Below are 2500 nucleotides of genomic sequence, written 5' to 3'. Positions count from 1 at the left end.
GTAGGCGCAGCGAAAGCGAGTCTTAAATGGGCGCTTGAGTCAGACGGATCAGACCCGAAACCGAGTGATCTAGGCATGAGCAGGATGAAGGTTGGGTAACACCAACTGGAGGTCCGAACCCACACCTGTTGAAAAAGGTCGGGATGACTTGTGCCTAGGGGTGAAAGGCCAATCAAACTCGGAGATAGCTGGTTCTCCGCGAAAGCTATTTAGGTAGCGCCTCGGACGAATACCCACGGGGGTAGAGCACTGCATGGATGATGGGGGCCCACAGCCTTACTGAGTCTAAGCAAACTCCGAATACCGTGGAGTACTATCCGGGAGACACACGGCGGGTGCTAACGTCCGTCGTGGAGAGGGAAACAACCCTGACCAACAGCTAAGGCCCCCAATTCGTGGCTAAGTGGGAAAGCATGTGAGACTTCCAAAACAACCAGGAGGTTGGCTTAGAAGCAGCCATCCTTTAAAGATAGCGTAACAGCTCACTGGTCTAATCAAGAGGTCTTGCGGCGAAGATGTAACGGGGCTCAAGCCACGAGCCGAAGCTTTGGATGTGCATTTATGCACGTGGTAGCGGAGCGTTCTGTGATATAGGACGCTGCCTCTTTCGTACCCTCGGGTGCGGCGGAGGCAATGTTCTGACTGTGAAGCCGGGCCGTGAGGCATCCGGTGGAGTGATCAGAAGTGAGAATGTTGACATGAGTAGCGACAAACAGGGTGAGAGACCCTGTCGCCGAAAGTCCAAGGGTTCCTGCTTAAAGCTAATCTGAGCAGGGTAAGCCGGCCCCTAAGGCGAGGCCGAAAGGCGTAGTCGATGGGAACCAGGTTAATATTCCTGGGCCAGGAGATGGTGACGGATCCCGAGGGTAGTTTCTTCTTATCGGATTGAAGAGGCTGCTTAGGGGTTCCTGGAAATAGCCCTCCACAAGACCGTACCCGAAACCGACACAGGTGGACTGGTAGAGAATACCAAGGCGCTTGAGAGAACCACATTTAAGGAACTCGGCAAAATACCTCCGTAAGTTCGCGAGAAGGAGGCCCGATTGGTGCGCAAGCATCGGTCGGGGGCACAAACCAGGGGGTGGCGACTGTTTACTAAAAACACAGGGCTCTGCGAAGCCGTAAGGCGACGTATAGGGTCTGACGCCTGCCCGGTGCCGGAAGGTTAAAAGGAGATGTGCAAGCATTGAATTGAAGCCCCGGTAAACGGCGGCCGTAACTATAACGGTCCTAAGGTAGCGAAATTCCTTGTCGGGTAAGTTCCGACCTGCACGAATGGCGTAACGACTTCCCCGCTGTCTCAAATGTGGACTCAGCGAAATTGAATTGTCTGTGAAGATGCAGACTTCCCGCGGTTAGACGGAAAGACCCCATGCACCTTTACTACAACTTCGCACTGGCATCAGGATTGCGATGTGCAGGATAGGCGGTAGGCTTTGAAGCGGGGACGCCAGTTCCCGTGGAGCCATCCTTGAGATACCGCCCTTCGCACTCTTGATGTCTAACCGCGGCCCGTTATCCGGGTCCGGGACCCTGCGTGGTGGGTAGTTTGACTGGGGCGGTCGCCTCCCAAACAGTAACGGAGGCGCGCGAAGGTTGGCTCAGAGCGGTCGGAAATCGCTCGTTGAGTGCAATGGCAGAAGCCAGCCTGACTGCAAGACTGACAAGTCGAGCAGAGTCGAAAGACGGCCATAGTGATCCGGTGGTCCCGAGTGGAAGGGCCATCGCTCAACGGATAAAAGGTACGCTGGGGATAACAGGCTGATGATGCCCAAGAGTCCATATCGACGGCATCGTTTGGCACCTCGATGTCGGCTCATCTCATCCTGGGGCTGGAGCAGGTCCCAAGGGTATGGCTGTTCGCCATTTAAAGAGGTACGTGAGCTGGGTTTAGAACGTCGTGAGACAGTTCGGTCCCTATCTGCCGTGGGTGTTGGAGACTTGAGAGGAGTTGCCCCTAGTACGAGAGGACCGGGGTGAACGTTCCACTGGTGGACCTGTTGTCGTGCCAACGGCAGTGCAGGGTAGCTATGAACGGACAGGATAAACGCTGAAGGCATCTAAGCGTGAAGCCCCCCTCAAAACAAGGTCTCCCTTGAGAGCCGTGGAAGACCACCACGTCGATAGGCCGGAGGTGTAAGTGCAGCAATGCATTCAGCTGACCGGTACTAATGGCTCGATAGGCTTGATTTGATCCAGAAGAAGCAGGACTTCTTCTCGAAAGCATCCTTGGACAACATCATCTGCATCGCAGATGACGCTGATTGCGTCTTTCCTGGTCTGGTGGCCCTAGCGCGAGCAAAACACCCGATCCCATCCCGAACTCGGCCGTTAAGTGCCGCTGCGCCGATGGTACTGCGTCTCAAGACGTGGGAGAGTAGGTCACCGCCAGACCTGGAAAGACGCAAAACATCCCTCTGAAACGATAACGCCTCCGATCAAGACAACCATGGCGCGGGGTAGAGCAGCCCGGTAGCTCGTCAGGCTCATAACCTGAAGG

The 2500-nt window shown here is 55.3% G+C and carries 2 rRNA genes (1 of these 2 cut by a window edge); both read left to right on the top strand.

The features are described from left to right. A 23S ribosomal RNA gene (locus PARHAE_RS12290) occupies window positions 1–2193 on the top strand; it begins 639 nt to the left of the window's first position. 86 nt (window positions 2194–2279) lie between these two features. Beyond that, window positions 2280–2394: ribosomal RNA gene (rrf, locus tag PARHAE_RS12285) — 5S ribosomal RNA — on the top strand. The last annotated feature ends 106 nt before the right edge of the window (window positions 2395–2500 follow it).

This window comes from Paracoccus haematequi (assembly GCF_900631945.1).
Taxonomy (GTDB): Bacteria; Pseudomonadota; Alphaproteobacteria; order Rhodobacterales; family Rhodobacteraceae; genus Paracoccus; species Paracoccus haematequi_A.
Note: the sequence above shows the minus strand (reverse complement) of the source record. Positions and strands in the feature narration are given on the sequence as shown.